Source organism: Marinomonas sp. G8-14 (assembly GCF_055808935.1).
In genome coordinates this window covers 3,458,614-3,475,592 of the sequence record NZ_CM147891.1, presented here as the reverse complement: position 1 = coordinate 3,475,592, position 16,979 = coordinate 3,458,614, and the positions used below count along the sequence as shown (strand labels likewise).

At 45.4% G+C, this 16,979-nt stretch carries 13 protein-coding genes and 3 pseudogenes; 12 read left to right on the top strand and 4 right to left on the bottom strand.

The features are described from left to right. The first annotated feature begins 371 nt into the window (after nucleotides 1–371). From AC0L6V_RS17665 to AC0L6V_RS17655, 3 genes are all read left to right on the top strand, one after another. On the top strand, nucleotides 372–1,397 hold the full coding sequence (locus tag AC0L6V_RS17665) for a TRAP transporter substrate-binding protein (protein WP_409418845.1): 1,026 nt from the start codon (nucleotides 372–374) through the stop codon (nucleotides 1,395–1,397). A 128-nt stretch (nucleotides 1,398–1,525) separates the two neighbouring features. Further along, a complete protein-coding gene (locus AC0L6V_RS17660) occupies nucleotides 1,526–1,918 on the top strand; it encodes a TRAP transporter small permease subunit (protein ID WP_265220307.1) in 393 nt (130 codons plus the stop codon). 111 nt (nucleotides 1,919–2,029) lie between these two features. Next, on the top strand, nucleotides 2,030–3,352 hold the full coding sequence (locus AC0L6V_RS17655) for a TRAP transporter large permease (RefSeq protein ID WP_265219673.1): 1,323 nt from the start codon (nucleotides 2,030–2,032) through the stop codon (nucleotides 3,350–3,352). Nucleotides 3,353–3,436: 84 nt separating this feature from the next. Here the strand turns inward: AC0L6V_RS17655 and fabF are convergent. Then, nucleotides 3,437–4,706: pseudogene (fabF, locus tag AC0L6V_RS17650) on the bottom strand (beta-ketoacyl-ACP synthase II). A 127-nt stretch (nucleotides 4,707–4,833) separates the two neighbouring features. Here fabF and AC0L6V_RS17645 point away from each other — a divergent pair. Beyond that, nucleotides 4,834–5,430 carry a TetR/AcrR family transcriptional regulator gene (locus AC0L6V_RS17645; protein ID WP_265219672.1) on the top strand — a complete coding sequence of 199 codons (597 nt, stop codon included), beginning with the start codon at nucleotides 4,834–4,836 and terminating at the stop codon, nucleotides 5,428–5,430. A 92-nt stretch (nucleotides 5,431–5,522) separates the two neighbouring features. Here AC0L6V_RS17645 and cysQ read toward each other — a convergent pair whose 3' ends face one another. Further along, on the bottom strand, nucleotides 5,523–6,371 hold the full coding sequence (cysQ, locus tag AC0L6V_RS17640; RefSeq protein WP_265219671.1) for a 3'(2'),5'-bisphosphate nucleotidase CysQ: 849 nt from the start codon (nucleotides 6,369–6,371) through the stop codon (nucleotides 5,523–5,525). A gap of 44 nt (nucleotides 6,372–6,415) precedes the next feature. Here cysQ and AC0L6V_RS17635 point away from each other — a divergent pair. Next, nucleotides 6,416–6,834 (top strand): annotated as a pseudogene (locus tag AC0L6V_RS17635) (RNA-binding S4 domain-containing protein). 43 nt (nucleotides 6,835–6,877) lie between these two features. Here AC0L6V_RS17635 and dprA read toward each other — a convergent pair. Then, entirely contained in the window at nucleotides 6,878–8,191 is a 1,314-nt protein-coding gene (gene dprA, locus AC0L6V_RS17630) for a DNA-processing protein DprA (protein WP_418138462.1), read from the bottom strand. A 236-nt stretch (nucleotides 8,192–8,427) separates the two neighbouring features. Here dprA and def point away from each other — a divergent pair, with 236 nt between their 5' ends. The 7 genes and pseudogenes from def (at nucleotide 8,428) to gmhB (ending at nucleotide 15,762) form a co-directional block, all read left to right on the top strand. Then, the gene (gene def, locus AC0L6V_RS17625) at nucleotides 8,428–8,943 is read left to right on the top strand and encodes a peptide deformylase (protein ID WP_265219668.1); all 516 of its coding nucleotides are present in this window, start codon (nucleotides 8,428–8,430) and stop codon (nucleotides 8,941–8,943) included. A gap of 94 nt (nucleotides 8,944–9,037) precedes the next feature. Continuing rightward, a complete protein-coding gene (gene fmt / locus AC0L6V_RS17620; RefSeq protein WP_265219667.1) occupies nucleotides 9,038–10,024 on the top strand; it encodes a methionyl-tRNA formyltransferase in 987 nt (328 codons plus the stop codon). 9 nt (nucleotides 10,025–10,033) lie between these two features. Next, the gene (gene rsmB / locus AC0L6V_RS17615; RefSeq protein WP_265219666.1) at nucleotides 10,034–11,422 is read left to right on the top strand and encodes a 16S rRNA (cytosine(967)-C(5))-methyltransferase RsmB; all 1,389 of its coding nucleotides are present in this window, start codon (nucleotides 10,034–10,036) and stop codon (nucleotides 11,420–11,422) included. Between the two features lie 303 nt (nucleotides 11,423–11,725). Continuing rightward, a complete protein-coding gene (gene trkA / locus AC0L6V_RS17610) occupies nucleotides 11,726–13,099 on the top strand; it encodes a Trk system potassium transporter TrkA (protein ID WP_265219665.1) in 1,374 nt (457 codons plus the stop codon). An 89-nt stretch (nucleotides 13,100–13,188) separates the two neighbouring features. Next, nucleotides 13,189–14,638 (top strand): annotated as a pseudogene (locus AC0L6V_RS17605) (TrkH family potassium uptake protein). 14 nt (nucleotides 14,639–14,652) lie between these two features. Further along, nucleotides 14,653–15,126 carry a Cys-tRNA(Pro) deacylase gene (ybaK, locus tag AC0L6V_RS17600; RefSeq protein WP_265219663.1) on the top strand — a complete coding sequence of 158 codons (474 nt, stop codon included), beginning with the start codon at nucleotides 14,653–14,655 and terminating at the stop codon, nucleotides 15,124–15,126. A 78-nt stretch (nucleotides 15,127–15,204) separates the two neighbouring features. Further along, nucleotides 15,205–15,762 carry a D-glycero-beta-D-manno-heptose 1,7-bisphosphate 7-phosphatase gene (gmhB, locus tag AC0L6V_RS17595; RefSeq protein WP_265219662.1) on the top strand — a complete coding sequence of 186 codons (558 nt, stop codon included), beginning with the start codon at nucleotides 15,205–15,207 and terminating at the stop codon, nucleotides 15,760–15,762. Between the two features lie 78 nt (nucleotides 15,763–15,840). Here the strand turns inward: gmhB and AC0L6V_RS17590 are convergent, their stop codons facing one another. After that, nucleotides 15,841–16,971 (bottom strand): MFS transporter, encoded by a 1,131-nt coding sequence (locus AC0L6V_RS17590; protein WP_409418840.1) that lies wholly within the window; start codon nucleotides 16,969–16,971, stop codon nucleotides 15,841–15,843. Nucleotides 16,972–16,979 lie beyond the last annotated feature (8 nt).

The following is a 16,979-nucleotide window of genomic DNA, read 5'->3' as shown; positions in this document are numbered from 1 at the left end:
AAGAAATGCACCGCACCAATTAGGTGCGGCCTTTTAGCAGAATCTAGAAAACTAACCACCTGTTTGAAAATTGTAAAAAAAATGCACGTTTTCAACATCATAGATCAATATTATTCACACTATTGCGGCATCAATCTCATCTCTAGTTTGCACCAAAAAAGTGCAAAATGTTCAGTTTTAGTGCGTCCTGTTTTACTTAGTGATCTGATTTATAAAGGCTTTTATCTTTTTTGATTGTTTGATGTGGACAAAACTTTAGATAGATTTTGCGTGCTTTATTGCGCGTAGGCTTTTTGAAAGTATCGAATACAAGGTGTCACACCGGACTAGATGTGACTTTTTTATGCACTTTTTGCTCTCGAGGTAACTCAATGATTAAGACGATACTAAAAGTAAAAAAACGATTGGTTGCGAGTTCTCTGGCTGTCGCTCTTGGCCTAGGCGCTGTCGCTTCTTCTGCTAACGCTGCAGACTATAACTGGCGCTTCGCTAATCTGTACAGCCGTGGTTCTGCCTTCGGTGCTGTGTATGAAGATTTAGCAAAAAACATTGAGACAATGTCTGACGGCCGCATCAAGGTACAAGTTCTTTATGATGGTGAAGGTGTTGGTTCTTCTGGTATTTTTGGTGCCGTGAAAACGGGCCTAATCACTATGGGCGCAACATTCCAATCTTTAAACGCCGGTGAGCTTCCAGCGGGTTTGGTTGAGATTGGTCTACCTGGCGGCACAAGTGACGTTGGTGAGCTAACAACCTTGTTCCAAGAAAAAGGCTGGGCGCCTATTCTAAAACAAGCCTATGGCGATCAAGGTCTTGTGTGGCTTGACCCGTACATTCAGCCAGCGGTTTACGTTATTACTAAGAAACCGATTAATTCTGTTGCCGACTTCCAAGGCTTAAAAATCCGTGCACCGGGTGCATACGGTAAGTTCCTTCGTAACCTAGGTGCTTCTCCAGTATCACTTGCTTGGTCTGAGATTTACACCTCGCTATCGACTGGTGTAATCGACGGCTCTATCGGTTCTAACATGATCGATCACCGCGACGGTAACCACGTTGAAGTAGCGAAATACATGTACCCACTTCCACTAGCTGGTGCACAAGTGTTACCTATTATCGTTAACCAAAGCGCTTGGAACAAACTTCCTGATGATTTAAAAGCCATTGTTAAAGCGGCAACAACAGTTCACGCTCAAGAACAAATGACGAAATCTAGACTTTGGGAATCTCAAGCGGTTGCTGACATGGAAGCGAAAGGTCTTCAGTGGAGCCCTGAGCCAAGTGCCGCAGACAAAGCCGCATGGAAAGATGCGGGTGCAAAACTTTGGGATGAGTACGCTGCTGCAGACAAATACAGCAAAGAGCTGATCGACATTCTTCGTAAAGAACAGAAATAATTGATTTAGCACTAATGAAAACGGCCTTCACCAAGAAGGCCGTTTTTAATTTTTCGATCCACCCTTACAGGTACAAAACAATGATAATGACTGCGATTAGACGCTATTGTCTAGGAGTCCACGCATTGGTGGCTTTCATTGGGAATTCCGTTTCCTATCTCATGCCGGTATTAGCCTTTGTCGTTGCTTTCGAGGTTTTCTCTCGTTACATCTTAGACAAACCGACCATTTGGGCTTACGACACGTCGTTATTTATTTTTGGTTACATTGCGGCTCTTGGCGGCGCTTATGCCCAACAGCAACGCGCTCACATCAATGTGGATATTCTTTACAACAAAGTTTCAGCTCGGACGAAAAGCATATTTAACCTATTTTCATTCGCCCTTGCCATGTTCTTCATGGTGATCGTTTGCAAAATGAGCATAGGTAAGTTTGAAGAAGCGCTCGAGTTTAACTACCGACGTCAAAGTGAGTGGGGCTCCTCATATGCATCATTACTGGTTAATGATGGCAATCGCTAGTGTGCTGCTAATTTTACAACTTTCCAGCGACTGGATTGATTCCTTATATCAGGTGATTACAGGCAAACCTTTATTACCAGAAGCACAGACCAAACAAGAGGAAGCCGCACAATGATAAGTATTGAGTTATTAACGGGCATTTTATTCGCCTGCATCATAGCGTCATTTGCCTTAGGTGCTCCCGTTGGTTTAGCGCTTGGTGGTATCGCCATGGGCATAGGTTATATGACGTGGGGCGATGCTCTCTTTAATGTCATTCCGACCACCTTAGAATCCACTCACTTTAGTTTCATTCTGTTAGCCATTCCGCTATATATCTACATGGGGCAATTGCTAACGCGTTCAGGTATCGGCGATGCTATGTTTAACGCCAGCCAAATGTTAATTGGTCGAGTACGTGGTTCACTGGCTATTAGCGTGATTGTCGTGTGTTCTATGATCGGCGCCATGGTCGGTATTATTGGCGCGGGCATCATGACGTCTGGCAGTATCGCATTGCGTCCCATGTTGGAACGTGGCTACGATAAACGCCTAGCATTAGGCGTTATTATGGCCGGTGGCGGCTTAGGTATTTTGATTCCGCCTAGCATTCCAATGATCATGTTTGCGTCGTCTACACAGAACTCAGTAGGGCGCATGTTTATCGGTGCCTTAATTCCAGCCCTGATCACCATCGTCTTGTTAATCACTTACGTAGTGATTTCTTGTAAGTTGAACCCTAAACGCGCGCCGATGGATGTGGTGCCAGACGTTCAACCTACACCAAAAGAGAAGTTCCTCACCGCTCGCGATGGCATATTATCTCTGCTGCTGATCGTTGCGGTACTTGGCAGCATTATCATGGGTATTGCGACACCGACCGAGTCCGGCGCGATAGGCGTTGTCGGCGCGATTGTATTAGCGATTTTCTTTAAACGCTTCAAGCCACGTATGGTACAGAAAGCAGGTATGCAGGCGGCTTTGCTCGTGAGTGTAGCGATGTGGATTATTGTTGGTGCGTCGGTTTTCAGCAACTTCCACTTGCTGATGGGCGTGCAAAACATGGTCGCTGGTTTCACCCAAGACTTGGGTTTACCTCCGATTGTCGTCATCATGTTGTTCCAATTAATCATGTTGTTGCTGGGCTTTATTATTGATGAATTTATCATCGTTCTAATGTGTGCGCCTATCTTCACACCGATTGCCGTGTCTCTCGGTTATGATCCAATTTGGTTTGGTATCTTGATGATTCTTAACATTGAGATCGCTGTACAAACGCCGCCTTATGGTTTTGCCTTGTTCTACCTAAAAGGCATCGCACCGCCAAGCGTCACCATGTTGGATATCTACAAATCCATCACCCCATTTGTATTACTGAAACTTCTGGTTCTTGTCATCGTCATGATGTTCCCAGAGCTAGTCACTTGGTTACCTAGCCAATTAATGGATGGTTAAAACCGATACAGAAAGGACATCGATATTAAAAAGGCGACTCAACTATCTGTGAGTCGCCTTGTTTATTTAAGTTTGCTAGGTTTGTTAATAGCGCTTCAAAAGAAGTGCCGCATTCACACCACCAAACCCGAAACCATTACACAATACGTATTCGACATTTTTTTCACGTGAAACCAAGGGGATAAGATCCAAATCGGCCATACTTTCTTCTGGGTTTTCCAGATTTAACGTCGGTGGCAGAATGCCTGTTATTAACGCCTGAGCACTGAAAATTGCTTCGACACCACCCGCAGCACCCAACAAATGACCTGTCGCGGACTTAGTAGACGAGATCGCCACATCGGTGACTTTTTCACCAAACACACGACGTAACGCATTAATCTCGCCACGATCACCCACTGGCGTCGATGTCGCATGTGCATTCACGTAGCCAATTTGATCAGCAGAAATTTCTGCCATGTTTAGCGCGGTTTGCATCGCACGGGCAGCACCTTCGCCGTTTTCCGGCCCCGATGTCAGATGATAAGCATCTGCACTGGTGCCGTAGCCAACGAGCCTCAACTAATGGTGTCGCACCACGAGCCAAGGCATGTTCCAGAGTTTCCAATACAACAAGACCAGCACCTTCGCCCATCACAAAACCTTCACGATCTTTATCAAAAGGGCGGGATGCTTTTTCCGGAGCATCATTTCGAGTCGATAACGCCTTTAAAGCACCAAAACCGGCCAGAGACAAAGGATCGATGCAGGCTTCTGTACCGCCAGCCAGTACGACTTTTGCTTCACCTGTGCGCAACAAGCGCATGGCATCGCCAATGGCTTGTACACCCGCCGCACACGCTGTCACGGGGGTGCCAATCGGACCTTTGAAGCCATATTTGATCGACACGTTACCCGCCGCAAGGTTGGCAAGAAACGCAGGAACCGTAAAAGGTGACAAGCGTCGAGCGCCTTGCTCTGTTAAAACGGATTGCGCATGAGTAATAGTTGGTAAGCCGCCAATCCCCGTGGCGATGATAGTTGCGGTGGCTTCTTGATCTAGATCGCTCACTGGGTGCCACTTGGCTTGGGTTAGTGCTTCTTCCGCGGCCGCAAGGGCAAATAAGGTAAACAGATCGACACGTTTACGATCTTTAGGTGACAGATAATCGGCTTCATTCAAGCCATTAGCTTGTTCTACATGGCTCGGAACCTGTCCGGCAATATGCGTGCTCAGCCCATCGGACAACGTCGTAGGCAGCAATCGAATACCAGATTCACCTCGAATCAATTTATCCCAGACCGAAGCGACACCTAAGCCAAGTGGGGATACCAACCCCATACCCGTAATAACAATACGTTCTTTAAGCGACATGAAATAACCCCATTAAGTTTCAGCAGAAAGAAAGTCCCCATGCTAGAGTGAGTCTATATATGATCAAGATAATATTTAGAAACCGATTTATAATGGGATATACGAGAGTTCGCCTAGGAGGTTAACTATGTCATACACCCCAAAACACAAAGAGCAAACTAGACAGCGCATACTACAAGCGGCCGCAAAACTATTTTGCTCCCACGGGTTTGACCACGTCACACTCACGCAGATAATGAAAAAAGCCAACATGACACACGGAGCGTTTTACGCGCATTTTTCGGGGAAAAGTAGCCTCTATGAAGCGGCCATGCAATTCGCCACATCCAATGGTTTTTGGGCACGTAATGATAAAAAAACCGAAAGTAGCGAGACACATCTAAAAGCGCTAGTGACGCGTTATTTGAGCTGGAGCCGTAGCGACAAAGAGCATCCATCGCCACTAGAGTTTCTAGTGACTGACGCCGCACACAAGGAAGAAAAAGTTCGCCAAGCCTACCAAGCGTGCTTCGACAGTTTAGTTGATCGTCTTGCCACGATTCTAAAAAAACGTGGCAGCCAAGAGGCCGAAGCACTGGCAGAAGAAACCGTGGTTTCCTTAGTGGGAACCGTCGCCATCGCACGGTCTTTTGCGCAACCGCTGCAAAGCGACTTTTTAAAACGCGCACAAGAACGCATCGTCAATCGACTCAACAGCGGATTAAAAACTAACGAGGCGATATAGATATAAAAAAGTAGATAACGAAATCACTTTAATATTTTTCACGTGAAACAATCAGATAAGGTAAAGTAAAGGACGAGGAAGAAGAGTAACGCTTACTCTTCTTCCTCGTTTTCTAGATACCATTCCATGACATACGGGGCGAGTTCAGCGCCGGACACAAAGAAGTGGCCGTTAAGTAGGGTTTCTCTTTGGTTATAACGAAAGGGTTTGCCATCCGGTGTGACGAGCATGCCGCCTGCGGCTTCGATGATGGCTTGCTGGGCAGCCGTGTCCCATTCACTGGTTGGTCCACGTCGCAGATGTAAGTCCGCGATGCCTTCGGCAATTCGACAGCCTTTTATCGAGCTGCCTTTGGGTAACTCACGAACTTGCTCGTAGGTTTGCTTTAGTTTGTCTTTTAAAGATGCAGGAAGTGCAGGGCCATGGCTACGGCTTGTCATAGCTATGATAGGCTCGCGTGGCTCACGTACGTTGATGCTTTCAAATTCATGGCCTTGCCATTTAAACGCACCAATCGGTAAATCTTGCCATGCTTTTGTCACACCAAAATAGCCTTCTGTGGTGGTCGGCAAATAGACAACACCCACAATGGGCATGCCATTTTCAATCAAGGCGATGTTAATGCTAAACTCGCCATTACGCTTAATGAACTCTTTCGTGCCATCTAGAGGATCTACGATCCACAACATTGGCCACTGAGAGCGCTCTTCGAAGGCCACCACGCCTTCTTCTGACAAAACAGGAATATCAGGTGTAAGTGCTTGCAAACCTGCTAGAATCACTTTATGTGCAGCAAGGTCGGCCGCTGTCACCGGACTATCGTCTAGCTTTTGCTCGATGCCTAAATCGGCACCTTGATAAATGTCCATGATCACATCGGCCGCATCGTGTATTATTTTTTGCAGAGCTTGGAAAATGGGATGTCTACTAATGTCCTGCATAACAGCCTCAATTATGACAACAGAATAGGGTCAACGTATTCCTTATGAGTAAAACAGAAAAGCAGTCAACTCCACAAGCCGTTCGTTTAGATAAGTGGCTTTGGGCAGCACGTTTTTTAAAACCCGTTCACTTTGCAAAGACGCCATTGATGGCGGTAAGGTGTCGTACAATGGCAGTAAAGGCAAAGCTAGCCGTAATGTGGAAGTGGGTGCCTTAATAGGCATACGAGTTGGCTGGGACGAAAAGGTCGTTGAAATTAAAGCCATCAGTGAACAGCGCCGTGGCGCTCCTGAAGCGCAATTGCTTTATGAAGAAACACCTGCGTCGATCGAAAAGCGCGAAAAACGCGCTTTAGAAAACAAGTCTTTTGGTGGCCGCATCATGTCCGACCATAAACCCAACAAAAAAGAGCGCCGCGATATTAAGCAGCTCAAAAAAGATATTTTCAGCGGCATGGAATAAACCCATTCGATGCGCTCCTCATGAGAAGACCTATGACGATCGTTCAGCAACGATAATAAAGGCCTTCTCGATTCTCCAGACAACCATACAACTCTAATTCCATTAACACTTGCATCATCAACCCAGCGTCCATTTTGCTTTGACGAATCAAGGCATCAAAATCCATTGCTTGACCTTCTTGCTCCATAATTTTAATGATCATCTTGGCATTATCTGACGTTAATTTCGGTAAAGCATGAAAAGCATTTGATACCGGTGGCGGTACGATTTCAGGTGCTTGATTGTTGTCTGCAGGAGATGATTTTCTATTATGTGTATGAGTCCTTGATTCCTTACCGGTTGCCATTCTCTCAACAGAAGGTTTGGCGATTGATGCAGAAGACAGCGCAGGGCACTCCGCCACAATATCATCCACATGACGAACTAGGGTCGCACCTTGACGTAAAAGCTGATGACAACCTGCTGATTGCGCATCGGTCAATCGGCCTGGTAACGCAAAGACTTCGCGGTTTTGTTGGATGGCGTAACTGGCACTGATCAAAGAGCCACTTTTCACCGAGGCCTCTGACACAAGTATGCCCATACTTAAACCGCTGATAATCCGATTGCGTGGAGGAAACAAATGAGGACGAGGGCGGGTTGATAGTGGGTATTCACTTATTAAAGCACCTCCTTGTTCTAGGATCTGGTCAAACATCTGTTGATTGTGATTCGGATAACGATGAAACAAGCCAGTTCCCATGACACCAATGGTGGGTGTTGTCTTGCTATGCAATGCCCCTTGATGCGCGGCGGTATCGACGCCCATGGCACCACCACTCACCACACAAATGCCACGAGAAGATAATTGCTCAGCAAATTGAAAAGTGACATCCTGGCCATAACGGGTACATTTGCGGGCACCAACAATGCCTATTTTTGGTAGAGACAAGACATCACGGCGACCTTCCACATAAAGAAAAGCAGGGGCAACAGCGATCTCTTTTAAGGCGGTTGGGTATAACTCGTCTTCCTGAAGCACGAGGTGATGATCGGCGTCTTCCAGCCAAGCTAAGGATTCGTCACGTTTACTTTCTTGTTCTTTGCTAAGGGTGCCACTCGTAAAATAATCCATAGCCTGACGGGCGGTAATCTCCGGCCATTTTAAAGCGATCAGCAGCTCATACGAAATCGCCTCAGTCGTTTTCTCTTCATCAAACAATGACAGGGGCGCATGCTCGTCCATTGGAGTCTGTTGGTCCAGCTCACTGAGATAAGTATAAAGACGCGACAATCGAGAGGGGCCAATCCCAGACAAAAAACTCAAACAGAGCCAATCAGTGTGCGACAAACCTGAACCAGGAAAAGAGATAGACATAATTAAAACCGCTTCCTTACGAATGAAAAATAGGGCATTCCTTACCCAGAGCATCAGTGCAAAAAGAACCTTCTGCGCGAATAGTCTTTCGCTATTGACGCTATTCAATCATATTGACCAAAAAACCGCCATTAGAAGACTGCTCAAAAGACAGACTTGCGTTACAATAGACAGAATGAAACGAGTTGGAGAGCACGCCTCCACTCATGAACAAAGACACATCGTTGGAAAAGATCATGGCTGTTTTACCCGTACTTGAATACCCAGACAATCGCTTGCGCAAAGTTGCGAAGCCCATTACCGAGTTTACTGACGAGCTGCAAACCAAAATCGACGACATGCTGGATACCATGTATGACGAGAATGGCCTAGGCCTTGCGGCGACACAAGTAGACTATCATCATCGTCTCGTGGTGATGGATTTTTCAGAAGAACGTAACAACCCCATCGTATTTATTAACCCTGAGTTTGAGGTATTGGACGACGAACCAAACGAATTCCAAGAGGGTTGTTTGTCCGTTCCTGGCTTTTACGAGCACATTTATCGTGCAGCTAAAGTTCGAGTCAAAGCCCTCGATCGCCATGGTAAACCCTTCTCTATGGAAGTCGATGAACTCATGGCCGTTTGTGTACAGCATGAAGTGGATCACCTTGACGGCAAACTAATGGTCGATTATTTAACGCCGTTAAAGCGCAATCGTATTAAAAGCAAATTAGAAAAAGCCCACAAGCTCGCACAAAAACAAGGGTAAGAGGTGTGCCTTCTCACCCCTAACTCGCTGTAAGAATGTTGATATTCGTTTTATAAAATCAGGCTTTGGCCTGATTTTTTGTTAAGGAACTTTTATGCCCACCTCACCACTTCGTATTGTTTTTGCAGGCACACCTGAATTTGCAGCGGCTAGCCTGCAAGCTATTTTAGATTCAAAACTCGAAAACCAGTATGAGATCGTCGGCGTTTACACGCAGCCAGATCGTCCTGCAGGTCGAGGTCAAAAACTGGTTCAAAGTCCAGTGAAACAACTCGCCACTGCCAACGACATTCCCGTTTATCAACCATTGAATTTTAAACAGGATGAAGATAAGGCACAGCTCGCAGCATTAGACGCCGATATTATGATTGTCGCTGCGTACGGAATTATCTTACCCAAAATCATATTGGATACTCCTAAGTTTGGTTGTATCAACGTACACGCTTCTTTGCTACCTCGCTGGCGTGGTGCTGCTCCGATTCATCGCTCTTTGATGGCTGGCGACAGCGAAACCGGCATCACTATTATGCAAATGGATGTTGGCTTAGATACGGGCGATATGCTGTTGAAAGCCCATTGCGATATCAAACCAACAGACACTTCAGAAACATTACATGATCGCCTAGCGGTATTGGGTGGCAAGGCATTAATTGACGCCCTAGAAAAACTCAAAGCGGGCACATTGGTTCCAGAGCAACAGGATGAACGTCTGACGTGTTACGCAGCAAAATTAACCAAACAAGAAGGCGAGGTTAACTGGGCAACGTCTGCCGAGCTGATCGAACGTCAAGTTCGCGGTTTGTCACCTTGGCCAGTGGCGTACACCAACAGCCTTGCTGGTGTGATGAAAATCCATACGGCACACATTGCCAGCGTCAGCGATGAAGCTTCTACTCCGGGCGATATTTTAGTGGTGAGTAAAGAGGGCATTATCGTCGCCACTGGGCAAGGTTCACTCCTCATTACTGAGATCCAATTTGCGGGTGGTAAGCGCATGAAAGTGCAAGACGCCTTAAACGGTAAACACAAAGCCGCCTTAGAGATTGGTCAACGCCTTGGCGTTAATGGAAAACAAGAGTAAGCAAACAGCATGAACCAATACGACAAAAGTGTTTCCTCCAATGCCAGCGTAAACACACAAAGTGCTCGCCATGTTGCGGTTAAAGTCATTACCAATATTCTGCTTCAACAGGGTTCACTTAGCACACAATTGGCTCGTCACCAATTGGACATTGCCAGCGAACATGCCCCCATGCTTAAAGAGCTGTGCTTTGGAGTGTGTCGTCAGTACCCTAGATTGAACAGCATAGCTTTGCATTTATTAGCGCATCCTTTTGAAGAAAAGGACACAGATTTATACGCAGTCTTACTATTAGGTTTGTATCAATTAACCTACATGAATACTCCAGATCATGCGGCAGTCAATGAGACGGTGGAAGCCTGTCGGATCTTGAAAAAAGACTGGGCTACAAAGTTAATGAATGCAGTGCTACGTCGCTACCAAAGAGAAGCCGACGACATAATTGAGGTGCTAGAAGCCCAACCGTCAGTAGAATTTAATATGCCAAAATGGTTGGTGAAGCGTTTTAATAAACACTGGCCAGAGCACCTTAAAACAATAATCGATGCCAGCAACACGCACCCTCCGATGTGTATTCGCGTAAATGAGAGCCTCGTTTCACGTGAAACATACAAGTCGCAACTTGCTGATGTGGGTATAGACTCAGAAGATGGTAAGTTTTCTGATTCAGCTTTGTACCTAAGAAATGCCGTTAGAGTAGGAGAGCTACCCGGTTTTGATGCTGGCTATGTTAGCGTTCAAGATGAAGCGGCTCAGCTTTCTGCACATATTCTATCACCTAAGGATGGAGAGAGAGTATTGGATGCTTGCGCGGCACCCGGAGGAAAAACCGGTCACTTGTTAGAGAAAGCCAACTCAACTGGACTGAGTTCAATGGCGCTCACCGCTGTCGAGTTAGAACCTTGGCGTATGGAGAAAATTGAATCTAATTTGCACCGCCTTGGCTATTCAGCCAATTTAATTTGCGCCGATGCCAGCAACCTAGAAGCGTGGTGGGACGGCGAGCATTTTGACAAAATTTTGCTTGATGTACCTTGTACGGCTACCGGCGTTATTCGTCGTAATCCAGACATTAAGATCAATCGAAAACCGGCGGATATTGAGGATCTTGTTACTATTCAAAGAGCCATTCTGAATCGAGTCTGGGAGACCTTGAAGCCGGGAGGCTTTATGTTATACGCCACTTGCTCGTTAATGCCTGAAGAAAACGAACAACAAATACAACATTTCTTAGCCAATCAAGACGACGCATCAGAAGTCCCATTGAATTCATTAGCGCCAAGTTTTGCTACAGAGTGGGGAATTCCTGTTAGTCATGGCCGACAACTATTTCCCATCTCTGAAGGGCATGACGGATTTTATTACTGTCTGCTTCAGAAAAAGCCTCACTCTAAATAAAATTAAAAGAACAAACAGAGTGTTTCACATGAAACACTCTGTTTTACCTACCGATTTATGGGTACACGGTCATACTTTCAGCATAATGAGCTGTCAGGAGGTAAGGTCGACATCCAATCTAACTGAAAAAAATTATGGCTATTTTGCAAGTTCAAGTTAAATGTTTGGCCTTATATCGGTACACTTGCTCAACTTGATTCAAGTAAAAATTATGCACGTTTGGTCTGTAAGACGATTTAACTTCTCATTATATTAATATATTAAACAAAGAGCCGAATAACACATAACGCTCTAAGGTAGACTATGAAAATCATCATTATAGGGGCAGGCCAAGTTGGGGCCACACTAGCCGAAAATCTCGCTAGTGAAGATAACGATATTACTGTCATTGATACCAATCTTACTCGCCTTAGAGAACTGCAAGATCGTCTCGATATCCAAACAGTGGAGGGCAGCGGCTCGCATCCTGATGTATTGGATCAAGCGGGCTGTAATGACGCAGATATGTTGATTGCCGTGAGCAACCAAGATGAGACCAACATGATCGCTTGTCAGATCGCGCACACTCTCTTTAAAACGCCAACTAAAATTGGTCGCGTTCGTTCAAGTGCGTATGCTAAATACCCAGAATTATTTGCCGACCAAGCCATCCCAATGGATGTTCGTATCAGCCCTGAAAAAGAAGTCACTAAGCATTTAAGTCGATTGATCCGCTATCCTGGTGCACTGCAGGTCATGGAGTTCGCCGATGGCAAAGTCCAACTGGTCGTCGTCAAAGCAGAAAAGGGCGGCCCACTGATTGATCAGCCAATCAGCTTTTTGAAAGAACACATGCCGTCAATCCAAACACGTATCGCAGCGATTTATCGTGACGGTAAGTCCATTTCTCCTGACGGCAACACACATATTCACGCGAATGACGAAGTCTTTTTTCTCACCGCGCAACGAGACGTGCTTGATGTCATGAGTGAATTACGTCCATTGGATGTACCTTATCGACGTATCATTATTGCTGGTGGCGGTAACATCGGTGAGCGTTTGGCCCAAAGCCTAGAAAAAGAATATCGTGTCAAAATCATTGAGCGCGATCCAGAGCGTTGTCGATATCTGTCTGAAACCTTGGACAACACCATAGTGCTCAATGGCGATGCCTCTAAGCAAGAATTGCTGCTTGAAGAGAACATCGAATCCACCGATGTATTCTGCGCCTTAACCAATAATGATGAAGCCAACATCATGTCTTCTATGTTAGCAAAAGTACTTGGTGTTCGTACGGTTATGACGATTATCAACAACCCAGCTTATGTAGACATTGTTCAAGAAGGCATGATCGACATTGCCATTTCACCTCAACAAACCACCATAAGTTCTTTATTGAGTTATATCCGTCGTGGTGACGTAGTAAACGTTCACTCGATGCGCAAAGGAGCAGCAGAAGCATTAGAAGCCGTTGCACATGGTGATTATCGCTCTTCGAAAGTGGTCGGTCGAAGTATCGCCAATTTGAATTTACCCGATGGTGCCACCATCGGCGCTATTGTTAGAGAAGATAATATGATTGTCGCCACGGGTGATCTCGTCATTCAAGCGGAAGACCACGTTATTATTTTCGTCACGAACAAGAAGCAAATTCCGGCCGTAGAGCAGCTGTTCCAAGTAGGACTGACCTTCTTTTAAAGCGGATTTTGCTAAATTTAACCCTCATTCAAATGAATAATTAACGCTGGTCTGACAACACGCTTTAAGTCGAGATCTAGGAAACAAGTATGCATTTTAGTGTTATTTTACGCGTCATTGGTTTATTGGTTATGGTGTTTAGCGTCTCGCTAATTCCACCAATTATTGTGTCCATCATTTATTCAGATGGCACTGTCCATGCGTTTTTATATGCATTAGCAATCAACTTATTGGGCGGTTTTTTGCTTTGGTTTCCAGTTCGTAATGAACGTGGTGAGTTGAAAATTCGTGATGGTTTTCTAGTTACCGTGCTGTTCTGGACAGTGCTGGGGCTATTCGGTTCGGTGCCTTTCTTCTTAGCAGAAACGCCAAACCTCACTTTTACCGATGCCTTATTTGAATCCATATCTGGCCTCACAACCACGGGGGCGACGATACTCACAGGGATCGATGATTTACCTAAATCGATTTTATTTTACCGCCAGTTGCTTAACTGGCTTGGTGGTATGGGTATCATTGTTTTGGCCGTGGCCATTATGCCAATGCTAGGCATCGGTGGTATGCAGTTGTATCGCGCAGAAACCCCAGGTCCAGTGAAAGACACAAAATTAACACCGCGTATTGCCGAAACAGCCAAAGCGCTGTGGTTTATTTACGCCACACTAACCAGTGTCTGTGCCTTGGGTTATTGGATAGCAGGAATGACGTTATTCGATGCTATTTGCCATAGCTTTTCAACCGTGGCTATTGGTGGTTTCTCTACTCACGATGCCAGTATTGGGTATTTCAATAGTGTGGCTATCGAAATGATTTGTACCTTTTTCATGATAGTGTCAGCGTGCAATTTTGCTTTGCATTTTTATGCTTGGCGCCACAAGAGCGTGTGGCATTATTTTAAAGACCCTGAAGCACGCTTCTTTTTGTTTATCTTGCTTAGCACTTGCGTATTGTCTACGTTGGTACTAGCAATGACATCCACCTATGATTGGAGGCTCTTCGTTACGTTACGCGGTTTTTGAAAGTGTATCCATCGCAACTACCTCAGGTTTTGGTACAGCAGACTTTGCTTCATGGCCACATTTCTTACCCTTTCTGTTGATTGTCACCTCCTTTGTCGGTGGCTGTGCCAGCTCAACTGGTGGCGGCATGAAGGTTATTCGTATCCTTTTGATCCTTAAACAGGGAATGCGAGAAATACAGCGTTTGATACATCCAAGTGCGGTGATTCCCGTTAAAGTAGGTGGTAAAGCCATCAATGAAAGGGTGGTATCAGCTGTTTGGGGCTTTTTCTCTGCGTATTTGTTGGTGTATGTCGTTTTAATGATAGGTCTGATGGCAACAGGGTTGGATCAGGTGACGGCTTGGTCTGCCGTAGCAGCAACCCTTAACAACTTGGGGCCAGGTCTAGGTGATGTCGCTTCGAGCTTTACCAGTGTCAGTGATCCTGCAAAATGGATGCTGTGTTTCTCTATGCTATTGGGCCGTTTAGAAGTATTTACTTTATTGGTATTATTCACCCCCATGTTCTGGCAAAAATAATCAGGATTAACACAGTGACACCAGCCATAAACCAGCTTAAGAAACTGAAGATTGCGTACAGTATTCACGAATACGAACACGACGCTAATTGTTCTAATTTTGGTGAAGAAGCCGCACAAAAACTGAATCTTGATCCTGCTTGCGTGTTCAAAACACTGCTCGTTACCGATGATAAAACGACCTTCGTGACCATAGTACCAGTCACTGGCACGTTGAATCTAAAACGCGCGGCCAGCGCATTAGGCGTAAAAAAGCTGCATATGGCCGAAATAAAAGATGCCGAACGACTTACCGGTTATTTGGTTGGTGGTATCAGTCCAGTAGGGCAAAAGAAAAGTCTCGTCACTTGTATTGATCAAAGTGCGCAGGCGTTTGAAAAGATCTATGTCAGCGGTGGACAGCGAGGGCTGGATATTGGCCTAGCACCAAACGATCTCAGCCGCGCTTGTCGTAATGCCATTTTCGCGGCTATAGGTGAAGTAAAATAATCAAAGCTGTATCCATAATGATACGAAATGAAACAGTACAACTAACACGATTCAACTCGATTCAAAAAGGCATTCCCCATGGCGCAACTCAAACCCATTATTTTACTAGACCGTGACGGCGTCATTAACCAAGACTCAGACGCTTATGTTAAATCTATCGACGAATGGCAACCCATTCCAGGCAGCATTAAATCGATCGCGGCATTGTCTAAAGCGGGCTTTAAAGTCTTTGTCGTCACCAACCAATCGGGTATTGCGCGCGGCTATTACAACGAAGCCACCTTGCATGACATGCACGATAAAATGACAGCACTTGTCGAAGCAGAGGGTGGTAAAATAGATGGCATTCAATATTGCCCTCACGGTCCAAATGACAACTGCAACTGTCGTAAACCCAAAAGTGGCATGATTGAAACAATCGAAGCAGAGCTTGGTCTATCGTTCAAAGAGCACCCAGCCATCATGGTTGGAGACTCTCTCAGAGACCTTCAGGCAGGTAATGCACGTGGTTGCTCGCCTGTATTGGTTTTGACTGGAAAAGGCCGTGAAACGCAGTATAAAACGATAGACTTCCCATTTACTGTCTATACCGACCTAGCAGCATTCACCATTGCAACACTGCATAAATACAGTTAACTCTGTTTAACCAATGAGACGTCCAAAGACACCTTGTCAGTAAACGATTACTAACAAGGTGTTCGCCATACAACAAGGTTAATTACCTCGCGTCATACCAGCTAATCTGCGCCAACTGAATGTGATGAGAAGCGTCAAAACTAATAACAAAAACGGAAATGCTCTCGCACTGAAAATTTCAATAATGGGCCCAGTTAAGGATGGTGCAACCAACGCCCCCAATCCACAACAAACAAAAACATAACCCGTTCGTTTGCCATTAAGCGCCATAATACTGTTGGCATAAGAAAACAACATGGGGAAAAAAGCGGAACAACCCAGACCTAACCACAATGCGATCACCACAAGCGACACATCAGACACTACCATCATCAGACTTCCCGTAAAACTCACTAACAATAAAGCATATATGCCTTGACGAGGTGTAATCCAACGCAATAAGAAAACGGAGAACAAACGCCCCAAGGAAAGGCTAACAAAAAACCAAGTAACTAATATCGCTGCGCTATTTTGATCTTCACCAGACAGAACGGCATAAGTACTGATCCAACCAGCGATGGTTATTTCAAAACCCACATATAAGAAGATGACCGTTAAAAATGCCAAAAAAGTGGCTTTTTGCTTTGTCACAGGCACCGCTTCACTGGCTCTGACTTCAAACGTTGGGCTAGGTTGACGCCATAAAAATAATGGTAATATCAGAGCATAGAGAGCCACCATCCAATAGCCTGAACCATAACCATGGCCAGTCCATTGAGCAAAGACCAAAATCAAGGGCGCTAACATGGATCCAGCACTGTGGCATAAATGCAAAATGGTCACATAGGAGCCGACTTTTTCCTTGTGCAACCACAGCATCATCATGTTGCCACCAGCATTAGCAGACACTTCCGTTGCTCCTAACAGGAAAAACAATACCACCAGCATCGACAAACTGGTAGAAAAGGGCACTAAGATCAATCCTGTAATCATACAGAGCAGCATAACAATCAAATAATGATGACCTTTCCAACGGTCAAACATTCGTCCAGCTAATAACGCACCGAGAATATTGCCAACGGCACGCGCGCTAAAAACGATGGAGATTTCCGCCACAGAAGCATCAATCAAATCCGCTAGATAAATAAGACTCGGGCCAAGCAAACCCGCAACGGCACCAACTCCGATAAACATAGAGCAATACAACGCTGTTCGAGTCAATTCCTTCATAGAGCCAC